This is a genomic window from Escherichia sp. Lx600-2 (assembly GCF_036662595.1).
GTDB classification, from domain to species: domain Bacteria; phylum Pseudomonadota; class Gammaproteobacteria; order Enterobacterales; family Enterobacteriaceae; genus Escherichia; species Escherichia coli.
Genome location: NZ_JAYQWM010000011.1, coordinates 38,904 through 53,491 on the forward strand (window position 1 = coordinate 38,904; position 14,588 = coordinate 53,491).

Genomic DNA, 14,588 nt, shown 5'->3' on the forward strand with positions numbered 1-14,588 from the left:
GTCGCTTATGCCTCATCAGACACCATGGACACAACGTTGAGTGAAGCACCCACTTGTTGTCATACAGACCTGTTTTAACGCCTGCTCCGTAATAAGAGCAGGCGTTTTTTTATGTGTCAGGAAGGCCCCGGAGGTGCTTGCCTCCGGGTGAGAAGGAACTACTGTGGCGGGTTATTCTGCAACGTTAACATCAAACCGTCGCGACGCATCGCTGTGGCTTCTTCCGGCTTGTGCAGTCTGTCCAGCGCGTCGGCAAGCCATGCGTAATCGTAGGCGTCCGGACGTTGTTTCAGCGCTGCGCGGAAGGCGAGCGATGCTTCCTGCCATTCTCCGTGCTTCATCAGTGACTGGCCCAGTGTGCTCCACAACAGCGGGCGATCGCCGACGTTTTTGATTTGCTGGCGCAGCACTTTTTCCAGCTGTTCCAGATTGTTTGTTTTCAGTCGAGGAATCGGCAGCAGTAGGCGATCGTCGTACTGGCGTTTCAGGCCATCGATGATAATTTGCTGGGCAGTATCATGATCGTCACATTCAATAAGATGTTCCGCCATTGCCACCTGCAACGCTACCTGATGACGCGTTTTCCGGCTTTGGTTTTTCCACCAGTTACGCAAACCTTCGCTACCGTTATCGGCACGCGCCTGATCCATCAGGCCAATCCATGCCTGTTGTTCCAGCATTGCACGATGTTCTTCATCACCAACATGGGCTTTCGCCATTGATGGGATAATATCCAGCAGCGAACTCCATGCACCTGTGCGGATATACGCCTGTTCCGCCAGACGTAATACTTCCGGATGGCGTGGCGTAACTTCCAGCAGCTTATCCACGCCGTGGCGTGCAGCATGGTTTTCATTACGGGCCAGTTGCAGACGTACACGGGTGATTTCTACCGGAATGGTGTCATTGCCGGCCAGCTCCGCTGCGCGTTCCAGATGTTGGTTGGCGCGCGCTTCATCACCACGTTGTTGCGCGGCTTCGGCAGCCAGTAGATAGTTCACCACCGGTTGTTCAGCGTGATCGGCATTTTTCGCCATCAGCTTTTCAACTTGCTGATAATCGCCTTCCGCCAGTTTCAGCAGCGCCTGTTCGGTCTGCTTACGTGCACGGCGACGCTTACGCCCGACAAACCACCCACGGGTGTGCGCGCCAGTGCGGAAGATCCGCCGCAGTAGCCACTCAATGGCAAACAGCACTACCATCGCCAGAATCAATATGATCGCCAGGCCCGTGACGCTGGTTTCGATATTGTAGTTGTCGGTCTGGATCAGCACATAACCCTGATGACCGGCAATCATCGGGCCAACCACGATCCCCGCAATCAGCAACACAAAGAGCAATAACACTTTTAGCATGGTTATTCTCCTTGCGGCGCGGCTGCCGGAGTATCAGCTTGCGGTGCAGGTGCAGGTGCAGGTGCAGGTGCAGGTTTAGCTTCCGTTGTCCCCGCTGCCGGTTGTGCCAGCAGGTTACGCACGCGAGTCTGCATCAGTTTTTCCAGCATCGCCTGGCTTTGCAGGGTTTCCGGAAGATCCATCGAGATATTTTGCTGGCTTAACTGGTCCACCTCGTCGAGGAACGCTTTGGTGGTGGCATCATCAGTATCGTAGTAAGCACGTACCCAGGTGGAGACGTTCTCCAGCGCCTGGCGATAAGTCTCTTGCTGGTGACGCGGTACAGCTTGTGCTGCGACCAGCAGGCGAGAGCGAATATTTTCGCGCAGATAGATATCCTGATTTGGCGCTAACAGCGGTACGGCGGTGTCATCACGACGGCGAATCGTAATGAAGTTGTCCATAAAGTTCTGCCAGCTTTTTTGCAGATTGATACGCCATTCGCTGATGGAACTGGAAAGCTCTTCACCGTCGGAATCCATCGGCGAACCATCGCTGTCATTATCGGCCAGACGCAGGTTATCTACCTGATTTGAAAGCTGATTAAGCTTAAGGATGATGCCGTCATAATCCACCTGCGATACTGCAGAAAGGCTGGCGATATCATCGGTAATAGCCCGACGAACGGTAATCAGACTCGGGTCATTCATATCCGCCAGGCTGGCGTCTGCACTTTTCAGCAACGCTGCAGCGGTCGTGACGTCCTGATCGCTCCACAGCTTCCGTCCGGCGAGTTTCACCAGAAAATCGGCCTGAGCCAGCAGCCAGGTTTTAGCATCGCTGCCGGAAATGGTGGCGACCTTTTGTTGGACTTCATCCAACTGTTTTGCCAGCGTTTCTTGCTGACGATTCGCCTGCTTAAGCTGTGCAGCTTGTTGCTTAATAATGCCTTCCAGCTCGGCTTTTTGGCTCTCCTGGGCTTTTTGCAATGCCGTCAGTTGGTTAGCCAGGGCATCGCTGGTGGCGGTCTGATTGACGGCCTGTTGTTTACCCCAGCCATACAAACCGACGCCCGCCGCCAGAGCAATAGCGATAGCCACCGCGCTGAGAATCAATGCGGTATTGTTCTTACTCTTTTTTTCTGTTGCGACAGGTTGTGACGTGGTGTCCACGGCCTCCCTGGTCTCTTCAACCACGGCGGAGGTTTTTTCTTGTTCCGTCATTATGGCTTCCTGTTATGAGAGTTATTGTAATGCCCGTAAAAGCGCATCGTTGTCAGCGTTATCGGCGACCTTAATGTCTTGCCAGCCCAGTTCCCGGGCGAGTTTCGCCAAACGCTCACTGACGACCAATAGTCGACAGTGTAGTAACCAGTGCTCACGATACCATTGTGGGATCAGCGACCAGAGTTGCTGCAACATTTCACCGCTGGTAACAACGACCGTCGTCACCTCGCGGGATTGCCAGCGCATCGCTTCTTCTGCACCATCGTAATGGATTGCGCATCGTTGATAACATTCACAAAAAGTGACCTCAGCACCGCGCGCCGTCAGGGTATCCCCAATTAGCTCACGACCGCCATTGCCACGTAATATCAGCGCACGTTTGCCCGCAATATTTTGTAATTCAGGTAATTGTAGCAAGACTTCGCTGATTTCCCGATCCTGCGGGTAGAGAATCTTCTGTCCGCTTACGGTATGTAGTGCCAGTGCGGTGGTGCGTCCAATGGCGAAATAATTAGGTAGTCGGGGCCATTTACGATCTTGCTGATGTAGCTGTGATTGGGCAAAAGCAACCGCGTGTTGCGAGAGGGCAAACAACAGATCGCTCTCCCCCAGCGCTGCCAGTTGATCAGCAAGTTGCGGTAATTGTTGACCCGGAGAAAACTCAATCAGCGGAAAATGCCAGGCCACCTGCCCCAGTGTGCGCAGACGGCTCACTAACTCTTCTCCAGCGGGAGACGGGCGGGTGACCAGGATACTCATGCCGGGGCGTCTCCGTTATAGACTTCAGCGAGGATCTCGCGCGCGCCGTTATTCAGTAGCTCTTCTGCCAGCGAAATCCCCATTTGTTCGGCATCTTGCGGCGCACCGCGGCGTTCACCGCGAATAATCTGCGAGCCGTCCGGCGCGCCGACCAGCGCACGCAGCCAGATTTCGCCATCAATAAGCTCGGCGTAGCTACCAATTGGCACCTGACATCCGCCTTCGAGACGGGTATTCATGGCGCGTTCGGCGGTAACGCGCAGTGCAGTTTCGTGGTGATTCAGCGCGGCGAGCAGCTCGCGAGTGTGTGCATCATCAAGGCGGCATTCAATGCCCACCGCACCTTGCCCTACCGCCGGAAGAGAAATCTCGGGTGGCAACGCGGCGCGAATACGTGACTCCAGACCTAAACGTTTTAGTCCGGCTACGGCAAGAATGATGGCATCGTATTCGCCGTTATCCAGTTTGCTCAGGCGAGTGCCGACGTTGCCGCGCAGGGAGCGGATAATCAGATCCGGGCGGCGTTCAGCCAGTTGGCACTGGCGACGTAAACTGGACGTCCCGACGATACTGCCTGCCGGTAACGCATCCAGACTGTCATAGTTATTGGACACAAAGGCATCGCGAGGATCTTCACGCTCGCAAATAGTGACCAGCCCCAGACCTTGCGGGAATTCAACCGGCACATCTTTCATTGAATGTACGGCGATATCGGCGCGATTTTCGAGGAGCGCGACTTCCAGCTCTTTAACAAATAAGCCTTTTCCGCCTACTTTCGCCAGCGGCGTATCAAGAATCACATCGCCGCGCGTCACCATCGGTACCAGTTCAACGACCAGGCCCGGATGGCTCGCCATCAACTTGTCTTTGACATAGTGTGCCTGCCAGAGTGCAAGTGGGCTTTGGCGTGTGGCAATTCTTAAAACATTGTCTAACATGCTTGTTACCGTCATTATCATCCGTGGTCCATCCTAACATCCTTGCCAGAGCGATGTCAGTGTTGTGGTGAAACGTAGACGCCTGCGCAAACCGTAAAATGAGGTCTGGCAGTGGATCCTGACAGGCGTTTCACGCCGTCGTAATAAGGAATTTACAGAGAATAAACGGTGCTACACTTGTATGTAGCGCATCTTTCTTTACGGTCAATCAGCAAGGTGTTAAATTGATCACGTTTTAGACCATTTTTTCGTCGTGAAACTAAAAAAACCAGGCGCGAAAAGTGGTAACGGTTACCTTTGACATACGAAATATCCCGAATGCCGCGTGTTACCGTTGATGTTGGCGGAATCACAGTCATGACGGGTAGCAAATCAGGCGATACGTCTTGTACCTCTATATTGAGACTCTGAAACAGAGACTGGATGCCATAAATCAATTGCGTGTGGATCGCGCGCTTGCTGCTATGGGGCCTGCATTCCAACAGGTCTACAGTCTACTGCCGACATTGTTGCACTATCACCATCCGCTAATGCCGGGTTACCTTGATGGTAACGTTCCCAAAGGCATTTGCCTTTACACGCCTGATGAAACTCAACGCCACTACCTGAACGAGCTTGAACTGTATCGTGGAATGTCAGTACAGGATCCGCCGAAAGGTGAGCTTCCAATTACTGGTGTATACACCATGGGCAGCACCTCGTCCGTAGGGCAAAGTTGTTCCTCTGACCTGGATATCTGGGTCTGTCATCAATCCTGGCTCGATAGCGAAGAGCGCCAGTTGCTACAACGTAAATGTAGCCTGCTGGAAAGCTGGGCCGCCTCGCTGGGTGTGGAAGTCAGCTTCTTCCTGATTGATGAAAACCGCTTCCGTCATAATGAAAGCGGCAGCCTGGGGGGCGAAGATTGTGGCTCCACCCAGCATATACTGCTGCTTGACGAATTTTATCGTACCGCCGTGCGTCTCGCCGGTAAGCGTATTCTGTGGAATATGGTGCCGTGCGACGAAGAAGAGCATTACGACGACTATGTGATGACGCTTTACGCGCAGGGCGTGCTGACGCCAAATGAATGGCTGGATCTCGGTGGCTTAAGCTCGCTTTCTGCTGAAGAGTACTTTGGTGCCAGCCTTTGGCAGCTCTACAAGAGTATCGATTCCCCATACAAAGCGGTGCTGAAAACACTGCTGCTGGAAGCCTATTCCTGGGAATACCCGAACCCACGTCTGCTGGCGAAAGATATCAAACAGCGTTTGCACGACGGCGAGATTGTATCGTTTGGTCTCGATCCATACTGCATGATGCTGGAGCGTGTTACTGAATACCTGACGGCGATTGAAGATTTTACCCGTCTGGATTTAGTACGTCGCTGCTTCTATTTAAAAGTGTGCGAAAAGCTCAGCCGTGAACGCGCCTGCGTAGGCTGGCGTCGCGCAGTGTTGAGCCAGTTAGTGAGCGAGTGGGGTTGGGACGAAGCTCGTCTGGCAATGCTCGATAACCGTGCTAACTGGAAGATTGATCAGGTGCGTGAGGCGCACAACGAGCTGCTCGACGCGATGATGCAGAGCTACCGTAATCTGATCCGCTTTGCGCGTCGCAATAACCTTAGCGTCTCCGCCAGTCCGCAGGATATCGGCGTGCTGACGCGTAAGCTGTATGCCGCGTTTGAAGCATTACCAGGTAAAGTGACGCTGGTAAACCCGCAGATTTCACCCGATCTCTCGGAACCGAATCTGACCTTTATTTATGTGCCGCCGGGCCGGGCTAACCGTTCAGGTTGGTATCTGTATAACCGCGCGCCAAATATTGAGTCGATCATCAGCCATCAGCCGCTGGAATATAACCGTTACCTGAATAAACTGGTGGCGTGGGCATGGTTTAACGGCCTGCTGACCTCGCGCACCCGTTTGTATATTAAAGGTAACGGCATTGTCGATTTGCCTAAGTTGCAGGAGATGGTCGCCGACGTGTCGCACCATTTCCCGCTGCGCTTACCTGCACCGACACCGAAGGCGCTCTACAGCCCGTGTGAGATCCGCCATCTGGCGATTATCGTTAACCTGGAATATGACCCGACAGCGGCGTTCCGCAATCAGGTGGTGCATTTCGATTTCCGTAAGCTGGATGTCTTCAGCTTTGGCGAGAATCAAAATTGCCTGGTAGGTAGCGTTGACCTGCTGTACCGCAACTCGTGGAACGAAGTGCGTACGCTGCACTTCAACGGCGAGCAATCGATGATCGAAGCCCTGAAAACTATTCTCGGCAAAATGCATCAGGACGCCGCACCGCCAGATAGCGTGGAAGTCTTCTGTTATAGCCAGCATCTGCGCGGGTTAATTCGTACTCGCGTGCAGCAACTGGTTTCTGAGTGTATTGAATTGCGTCTTTCTAGCACCCGCCAGGAAACCGGGCGTTTCAAGGCGCTGCGCGTCTCCGGTCAAACCTGGGGCTTGTTCTTCGAACGCCTGAATGTATCTGTACAGAAACTGGAGAACGCCATCGAGTTTTATGGCGCTATTTCGCATAACAAACTGCACGGCCTGTCAGTGCAGGTTGAAACCAATCACGTCAAATTACCGGCGGTGGTGGACGGCTTTGCCAGCGAAGGGATCATCCAGTTCTTCTTCGAAGAAACGCAAGACGAGAATGGCTTTAATATCTACATTCTCGACGAAAGCAACCGGGTTGAGGTGTATCACCACTGCGAAGGCAGCAAAGAGGAGCTGGTACGTGACGTCAGTCGCTTCTACTCGTCATCGCACGACCGCTTCACCTACGGCTCAAGCTTCATCAACTTCAACCTGCCGCAGTTCTATCAGATTGTGAAGGTTGATGGTCGTGAACAGGTGATTCCGTTCCGCACAAAATCTATCGGTAACATGCCGCCTGCCAATCAGGATCACGATACGCCGCTATTACAGCAGTATTTTTCGTGATGAACGTGCCGGAAAGCGAGGCTTATCCGGCATGCAATCTTAGCGGAAACTGACTGTTTCACCCGCCTGCTGCGTCGCCGCCTGTTCCAGCAAATCCCAGAAGGTTTCGCCGCTGCGATCGCAAATCCACTCATCGCCTTTCAGATAAAAATGGTAGCCGCCTTGTTTGGTTGCCAGCCATACCTGGTGCAGCGGTTCCTGGCGGTTGATAATGATTTTGCTGCCGTTTTCAAAGGTAATGGTCAGTACACCGCCGTTGATTTCGCAGTCGATATCGCTGTCGCCATCCCAGTCGTCCAGGCGTTCTTCAATGGTCAGCCAGAGTTGATCAGCCAGGCGATGAAATTCACTGTCGTTCATTGTTGTATCCTGTTTTTAAGTGATGGCGGCAGTATAGCGGCATGGGGTCAGGGCTTCAAAGTTTGCACCTCTGCGGCTGCGTTCCGGCACGATTCATCCGCACCGGAATAATGATGTCTCTGTGTAGCGAAAGATTTGTCTCTTCATTAGGGCGCAGTTACACCACGCCTTTCCCTGTTTCTGGTAAACATTATGATCAGGTTTACCGAGCGAGCATCCTCACGCTGACGGAACTAAAAAAGCCAACAAACAAACCACATTGCGATAGTGCATAAAGCCATCCTGGCGCGAGGTGTTGATCACGAAACTGCCAGCAGAACATAAATCCTCACGAGTAAGCGTTATACTCGCAGCATTTCCTCACTTTTCAGACTTCATAAAGAGTCGCTAAACGCTTGCTTTTACGCCTTCTCCTGCGATGATAGAAAGCAGAAAGCGATGAACTTTACAGGCAATCCATAATGAAAAACGTGTTTAAGGCACTCACTGTATTACTTACTCTCTTCAGCCTGACGGGCTGCGGTCTGAAAGGTCCGCTCTATTTCCCGCCTGCAGATAAAAACGCACCGCCGCCGACCAAACCGGTAGAGACGCAAACGCAATCCACGGTGCCGGATAAAAACGATCGCGCCACTGGCGATGGTCCATCCCAGGTGAATTACTAAAAGTCAGTTTCTGTACCCGCGTGATTGGAGTAAATGATGCAGTTCTCGAAAATGCATGGCCTTGGCAACGATTTTATGGTCGTCGACGCGGTAACGCAGAATGTCTTTTTTTCACCGGAGCTGATTCGTCGCCTGGCGGATCGGCACCTGGGGGTAGGGTTTGACCAGCTGCTGGTGGTTGAGCCGCCGTATGATCCTGAACTGGATTTTCACTATCGCATTTTCAATGCTGATGGCAGTGAAGTGGCGCAGTGCGGCAACGGTGCGCGCTGCTTTGCCCGTTTTGTGCGCCTGAAAGGGCTGACCAATAAGCGCGATATCCGCGTCAGCACCGCCAACGGGCGGATGGTTCTGACCGTCACCGATGATGATCTGGTCCGCGTAAATATGGGCGAACCCAACTTCGAACCTTCCGCTGTGCCGTTTCGCGCTAACAAAGCGGAAAAGACCTATATTATGCGCGCCGCCGAGCAGACAATCTTATGCGGCGTGGTGTCGATGGGAAATCCGCATTGCGTGATTCAGGTCGATGATGTCGATACCGCGGCGGTAGAAACGCTTGGTCCTGTTCTGGAAAGCCACGAGCGTTTTCCGGAGCGAGCCAATATCGGTTTTATGCAAGTGGTTAAGCGCGAGCATATTCGTTTACGCGTTTATGAGCGTGGGGCAGGAGAAACCCAGGCCTGCGGCAGCGGCGCGTGTGCGGCGGTTGCAGTAGGGATTCAGCAAGGTTTGCTGGCCGAAGAAGTACGCGTGGAACTCCCCGGCGGTCGTCTTGATATCGCCTGGAAAGGTCCGGGTCACCCGTTATATATGACTGGCCCGGCGGTACATGTCTACGACGGATTTATTCATCTATGAAGCAACCAGGGGAAGAACTGCAGGAAACACTCACGGAGCTTGATGACCGGGCGGTTGTCGATTATCTGATTAAAAATCCTGAGTTTTTTATCCGCAATGCGCGCGCAGTAGAAGCGATACGTGTGCCGCATCCGGTACGCGGCACCGTTTCGTTGGTCGAGTGGCACATGGCCCGCGCACGTAATCATATTCATGTTCTGGAAGAGAACATGGCGCTGTTGATGGAACAGGCTATCGCCAACGAAGGCCTGTTTTATCGCCTACTCTACCTGCAGCGCAGTCTCACCGCCGCCAGCAGTCTCGACGATATGCTGATGCGCTTTCACCGCTGGGCGCGCGATCTTGGCCTGGCAGGTGCGAGTCTGCGCCTGTTTCCGGATCGCTGGCGCTTAGGTGCGCCGTCGAACCACACTCATCTGGCATTAAGCCGTCAGTCTTTCGAACCGCTGCGTATTCAGCGTCTGGGGCAGGAGCAGCACTATCTTGGGCCGCTTAACGGACCAGAGCTGCTGGTGGTGCTACCGGAAGCGAAAGCGGTGGGATCGGTGGCGATGTCGATGCTGGGAAGCGATGCTGATTTGGGTGTCGTGCTGTTTACCAGTCGCGATGCCAGTCACTATCAACAAGGGCAGGGAACGCAGTTACTTCATGAAATTGCGCTGATGTTGCCGGAGCTTCTGGAGCGTTGGATTGAACGCGTATGACCGATTTACACACCGATGTAGAACGCTACCTACGTTATCTGAGCGTGGAGCGTCAGCTTAGCCCGATAACCCTACTTAACTACCAGCGTCAGCTTGAGGCGATCATCAATTTTGCCAGCGAAAACGGCCTGCAAAGCTGGCAAAAATGCGATGCAGCGATGGTACGCAATTTTGCTGTACGCAGTCGCCGTAAAGGGCTGGGAGCAGCAAGCCTCGCGTTACGGCTTTCTGCGCTACGTAGCTTTTTTGACTGGCTGGTCAGCCAGAACGAACTCAAAGCTAACCCGGCGAAAGGAGTTTCGGCACCGAAAGCGCCGCGTCATCTGCCGAAAAACATCGACGTCGACGATATGAATCGGCTGCTGGATATTGATATCAACGATCCCCTCGCTGTACGCGACCGTGCAATGCTGGAAGTGATGTACGGCGCGGGTCTGCGTCTTTCCGAGCTGGTGGGGCTGGATATCAAACACCTCGACCTGGAGTCCGGCGAAGTGTGGGTGATGGGAAAAGGCAGCAAAGAGCGCCGCCTGCCGATTGGTCGCAACGCTGTGGCGTGGATTGAGCACTGGCTTGATTTGCGCGACCTGTTTGGTAGCGAAGACGACGCGCTTTTTCTGTCGAAACTGGGCAAGCGTATCTCCGCGCGTAATGTGCAGAAACGCTTTGCCGAATGGGGCATAAAACAAGGGCTGAATAATCACGTTCACCCGCATAAATTACGTCACTCGTTCGCTACGCATATGCTGGAGTCGAGCGGCGATCTTCGTGGTGTGCAGGAGCTGCTGGGTCATGCCAACCTCTCCACCACGCAAATCTATACTCATCTTGATTTTCAACACCTTGCCTCGGTGTACGATGCGGCGCATCCACGCGCCAAACGGGGGAAATAATGCGTTTTTACCGGCCTTTGGGGCGCATCTCGGCGCTCACCTTTGACCTGGATGATACCCTTTACGATAACCGTCCGGTGATTTTGCGCACCGAGCGAGAGGCGCTTACCTTTGTGCAAAATTATCATCCGGCGCTGCGCAGCTTCCAGAATGAAGATCTGCAACGCCTGCGCCAGGCGGTACGGGAAGCAGAACCCGAGATTTATCACGACGTGACGCGTTGGCGTTTTCGTTCGATTGAACAAGCGATGCTCGACGCCGGGCTGAGTGCCGAAGAAGCCAGTGCAGGCGCACACGCAGCAATGATTAACTTTGCCAAATGGCGCAGCCGAATCGACGTCCCGCAGCAAACCCACGACACCTTAAAACAGCTGGCGAAGAAATGGCCGCTGGTGGCGATCACCAACGGTAACGCCCAGCCGGAACTGTTTGGTTTGGGGGATTATTTTGAGTTTGTGCTGCGCGCTGGCCCGCACGGGCGCTCAAAACCGTTCAGCGATATGTACTTTCTGGCGGCGGAAAAACTCAACGTGCCGATCGGCGAGATCTTACATGTTGGGGACGATCTCACCACTGACGTGGGTGGGGCAATTCGCAGCGGAATGCAGGCTTGTTGGATCAGACCGGAAAATGGCGATCTGATGCAAACCTGGGACAGCCGTTTACTGCCGCATCTGGAAATTTCCCGGTTGGCATCTCTGACCTCGCTGATATAATCAGCAAATCTGTATATATACCCAGCTTTTTGGCGGAGGGCGTTGCGCTTCTCCGCCCAACCTATTTTTACGCGGCGGTGCCAATGGACGTTTCTTACCTGCTCGATAGCCTTAATGACAAACAGCGCGAAGCGGTGGCCGCGCCACGCAGCAACCTTCTGGTGTTGGCGGGCGCGGGCAGTGGTAAGACGCGCGTACTGGTGCATCGTATCGCCTGGCTGATGAGCGTGGAAAACTGCTCGCCGTATTCGATTATGGCGGTGACGTTTACCAACAAAGCGGCGGCGGAGATGCGCCATCGTATCGGGCAACTGATGGGCACCAGCCAGGGCGGCATGTGGGTCGGCACCTTCCACGGGCTGGCGCACCGTTTGCTGCGTGCGCACCATATGGACGCCAATCTGCCGCAGGATTTCCAGATCCTCGACAGTGAAGACCAGCTACGCCTGCTTAAGCGTCTGATCAAAGCCATGAACCTCGACGAGAAGCAGTGGCCGCCGCGCCAGGCAATGTGGTACATCAACAGCCAGAAAGATGAAGGCCTGCGTCCGCATCATATTCAAAGCTACGGTAATCCGGTGGAGCAGACCTGGCAGAAGGTGTATCAGGCGTATCAGGAAGCGTGTGACCGCGCGGGCCTGGTGGACTTCGCCGAGCTGCTGCTGCGCGCTCACGAGTTGTGGCTTAACAAGCCGCATATCCTGCAACACTACCGCGAACGTTTTACCAACATCCTGGTGGACGAATTCCAGGATACCAACAACATTCAGTACGCGTGGATCCGCCTGCTGGCGGGCGACACCGGCAAAGTGATGATCGTCGGTGATGACGACCAGTCAATCTACGGCTGGCGCGGGGCGCAGGTGGAGAATATTCAGCGTTTCCTTAATGATTTCCCCGGTGCCGAAACTATTCGTCTGGAGCAAAACTACCGCTCTACCAGCAATATTCTGAGCGCCGCTAACGCCCTGATTGAAAACAATAACGGGCGTCTGGGTAAAAAACTGTGGACCGATGGCGCGGACGGTGAGCCTATTTCCCTCTATTGCGCTTTTAACGAACTCGATGAAGCGCGTTTTGTGGTTAACCGCATCAAAACCTGGCAGGACAACGGCGGAGCGCTTACCGAGTGCGCCATTCTCTACCGCAGCAACGCCCAGTCGCGGGTGCTCGAAGAGGCGTTATTGCAGGCCAGTATGCCGTACCGTATTTACGGCGGGATGCGCTTCTTCGAACGCCAGGAAATCAAAGATGCGCTCTCGTATCTGCGCCTGATTGCCAACCGCAACGACGACGCGGCCTTTGAGCGTGTGGTGAATACGCCAACGCGGGGTATTGGTGACCGGACGCTGGACGTGGTACGTCAGACATCGCGCGATCGCCAGTTAACACTCTGGCAGGCATGTCGCGAACTGTTGCAGGAAAAAGCCCTCGCCGGACGTGCTGCCAGCGCCTTACAGCGGTTTATGGAACTGATCGACGCCTTAGCGCAGGAAACTGCCGATATGCCGCTGCATGTACAGACTGACCGGGTAATTAAAGACTCCGGCCTGCGTACCATGTACGAGCAGGAGAAGGGCGAAAAAGGTCAGACGCGTATCGAAAACTTAGAGGAACTGGTGACGGCAACGCGCCAGTTCAGCTACAACGAAGAAGACGAAGATTTAATGCCGCTGCAGGCGTTCCTCTCCCATGCGGCACTGGAAGCGGGCGAGGGGCAGGCGGATACCTGGCAGGACGCGGTGCAGTTGATGACGCTACACTCGGCGAAAGGGCTGGAGTTCCCGCAGGTGTTTATCGTCGGTATGGAAGAGGGCATGTTCCCAAGCCAGATGTCGCTGGATGAAGGCGGTCGTCTGGAAGAAGAACGCCGTCTGGCCTACGTTGGCGTAACCCGCGCGATGCAGAAACTGACGCTGACCTACGCGGAAACTCGCCGTCTGTATGGCAAAGAGGTTTACCATCGCCCGTCGCGCTTTATCGGTGAGTTGCCGGAAGAGTGTGTGGAAGAGGTGCGCCTGCGCGCCACGGTAAGCCGCCCGGTCAGCCATCAGCGTATGGGTACGCCGATGGTCGAGAACGACAGCGGCTACAAGCTCGGCCAGCGTGTACGCCACGCTAAGTTTGGTGAAGGCACCATCGTCAATATGGAAGGCAGCGGTGAACATAGCCGTTTGCAGGTGGCGTTCCAGGGCCAGGGAATCAAATGGCTGGTGGCGGCTTACGCCCGGCTGGAGACGGTATAACGTTGCCGGATGCGGTGCGCCACACCGCATCCGGCATCAGCACCTTACTTAGCGCACTTCTTCACATCAATATTCCAGTCAGCACCAGACGCAACCTGATGTTTCTGCGCGAAATTATCCATATTCAGCGCCACGGAAACATTCAATAAGCTGTTCAGATACACCATCGGCTGACCTTCCGGCACATCGCCGAAGCTTGCGACATACGGCATTTTCCCTTCGTATTTTTGCTGGGAACCTTCGGAAATGGTTACACACAACGTGTCGTTGAGTTTGATTCCTGCCTGTTTCAGCAACTCGTCGCTGATATTGCTCCAGACGTTGCCGTACTGAATATCGAGAATCGGGATATTGCCCTTCACTTCACCTTTTGTTGCTTTGGCTTTCTGATAAGAAAGTTCGACAACTTTTGCAGGAAGCTCTGGCCCCACCTGTTCGAACGTGATCGCTCCGGAAGCCAGGCGTGCACCGGTGTAGGCATACACGTCACGACCGTGGAAGGTATATGACTTTTCGGAACCTTTCAGGCGGTTGGTTTTTTCATCGATTTGCCGGACGCTCTCAATACCCAGCGATTCCGCCACCAAAATGAGCGTACCGTTATCTGGTGAAACGAAGTATTGACCGTTTTTGGTTTTCAGCACTACCGATTTACGGTCTGTACCTACACCTGGATCGACCACGCTAACAAACACCGAACCTTGTGGCCAATAACTGGCGGTCTGATACAGGCGGTAAGCGCCTTCCCAGATGTTATACGGTGGAATTTCGTGTGTTAAATCAAAGATTTTAAGATTATGGTCAACACCGAATGCGACCCCTTTCATCGCCGAGACGGCACCATCTTTCAGGCTAAAATCAGTTTGTAAAATCAAAGCGTTATCCGCATAAGCGGATGATGATCCCAGACACGTTAATAAAAATAACGTTGCGAGCGTTTTTTTCATTTTTGT

General features: G+C 53.9%; 13 protein-coding genes and 1 pseudogene. 7 read left to right on the forward strand and 7 right to left on the reverse strand.

What is annotated here, in order from left to right; translation table 11 throughout:
• Nucleotides 1-158 precede the first annotated feature (158 nt).
• From hemY to hemC, 4 genes are read right to left on the reverse strand one after another with little or no spacing between them, the layout of a single operon-like run.
• Nucleotides 159-1,355 carry a protoheme IX biogenesis protein HemY gene (gene hemY / locus OQV04_RS06285; protein ID WP_032281910.1) on the reverse strand — a complete coding sequence of 399 codons (1,197 nt, stop codon included), beginning with the start codon at nt 1,353-1,355 and terminating at the stop codon, nt 159-161.
• A gap of 2 nt (nt 1,356-1,357) precedes the next feature.
• Nucleotides 1,358-2,557, reverse strand: coding sequence for a uroporphyrinogen-III C-methyltransferase (hemX, locus tag OQV04_RS06290; protein ID WP_000139064.1), 1,200 nt, complete (start codon nt 2,555-2,557; stop codon nt 1,358-1,360).
• A 21-nt stretch (nt 2,558-2,578) separates the two neighbouring features.
• Nucleotides 2,579-3,319, reverse strand: coding sequence for a uroporphyrinogen-III synthase (hemD, locus tag OQV04_RS06295; protein ID WP_000026051.1), 741 nt, complete (start codon nt 3,317-3,319; stop codon nt 2,579-2,581).
• On the reverse strand, nt 3,316-4,257 hold the full coding sequence (gene hemC / locus OQV04_RS06300; RefSeq protein WP_032281912.1) for a hydroxymethylbilane synthase: 942 nt from the start codon (nt 4,255-4,257) through the stop codon (nt 3,316-3,318). Before hemC ends, hemD begins: the two co-directional genes overlap by 4 nt.
• 386 nt (nt 4,258-4,643) lie before the next feature.
• On the opposite strand from hemC, the gene cyaA reads away from it, so the two are divergent.
• A complete protein-coding gene (gene cyaA, locus OQV04_RS06305; protein ID WP_000281680.1) occupies nt 4,644-7,190 on the forward strand; it encodes a class I adenylate cyclase in 2,547 nt (848 codons plus the stop codon).
• Nucleotides 7,191-7,229: 39 nt separating this feature from the next.
• On the opposite strand, the gene cyaY is transcribed toward cyaA, so the two are convergent.
• Both cyaY and OQV04_RS06315 read right to left on the reverse strand, forming a co-directional pair.
• Entirely contained in the window at nt 7,230-7,550 is a 321-nt protein-coding gene (cyaY, locus tag OQV04_RS06310) for an iron donor protein CyaY (RefSeq protein ID WP_032281913.1), read from the reverse strand.
• Nucleotides 7,551-7,674: 124 nt separating this feature from the next.
• A pseudogene (locus OQV04_RS06315) lies at nt 7,675-7,853 on the reverse strand (DKNYY family protein); the annotation flags it as partial.
• Between the two features lie 158 nt (nt 7,854-8,011).
• On the opposite strand from OQV04_RS06315, the gene lptM reads away from it, so the two are divergent.
• The 6 genes from lptM to uvrD all read left to right on the forward strand — a co-directional run bounded on the left by lptM (nt 8,012) and on the right by uvrD (nt 13,635).
• Complete coding sequence (lptM, locus tag OQV04_RS06320) at nt 8,012-8,215, forward strand: LPS translocon maturation chaperone LptM (RefSeq protein ID WP_000799889.1); 204 nt, start codon at nt 8,012-8,014, stop codon at nt 8,213-8,215.
• 36 nt (nt 8,216-8,251) lie between these two features.
• Complete coding sequence (gene dapF / locus OQV04_RS06325) at nt 8,252-9,076, forward strand: diaminopimelate epimerase (protein WP_001160654.1); 825 nt, start codon at nt 8,252-8,254, stop codon at nt 9,074-9,076.
• On the forward strand, nt 9,073-9,780 hold the full coding sequence (locus OQV04_RS06330) for a DUF484 domain-containing protein (RefSeq protein WP_000812796.1): 708 nt from the start codon (nt 9,073-9,075) through the stop codon (nt 9,778-9,780). Before dapF ends, OQV04_RS06330 begins: the two co-directional genes overlap by 4 nt.
• Entirely contained in the window at nt 9,777-10,673 is an 897-nt protein-coding gene (xerC, locus tag OQV04_RS06335; protein ID WP_032281914.1) for a tyrosine recombinase XerC, read from the forward strand. The genes OQV04_RS06330 and xerC overlap by 4 nt, the downstream gene beginning before the upstream one ends.
• Entirely contained in the window at nt 10,673-11,389 is a 717-nt protein-coding gene (gene yigB / locus OQV04_RS06340) for a 5-amino-6-(5-phospho-D-ribitylamino)uracil phosphatase YigB (protein ID WP_001213584.1), read from the forward strand. The genes xerC and yigB overlap by 1 nt, the downstream gene beginning before the upstream one ends.
• A gap of 83 nt (nt 11,390-11,472) precedes the next feature.
• Nucleotides 11,473-13,635: a DNA helicase II gene (gene uvrD, locus OQV04_RS06345; RefSeq protein WP_000383417.1), complete on the forward strand. Its 2,163-nt coding sequence runs from the start codon at nt 11,473-11,475 to the stop codon at nt 13,633-13,635.
• Nucleotides 13,636-13,679: 44 nt separating this feature from the next.
• Here uvrD and OQV04_RS06350 read toward each other — a convergent pair whose 3' ends face one another.
• The gene (locus tag OQV04_RS06350; protein ID WP_032281915.1) at nt 13,680-14,582 is read right to left on the reverse strand and encodes an SAM hydrolase/SAM-dependent halogenase family protein; all 903 of its coding nucleotides are present in this window, start codon (nt 14,580-14,582) and stop codon (nt 13,680-13,682) included.
• Nucleotides 14,583-14,588 lie beyond the last annotated feature (6 nt).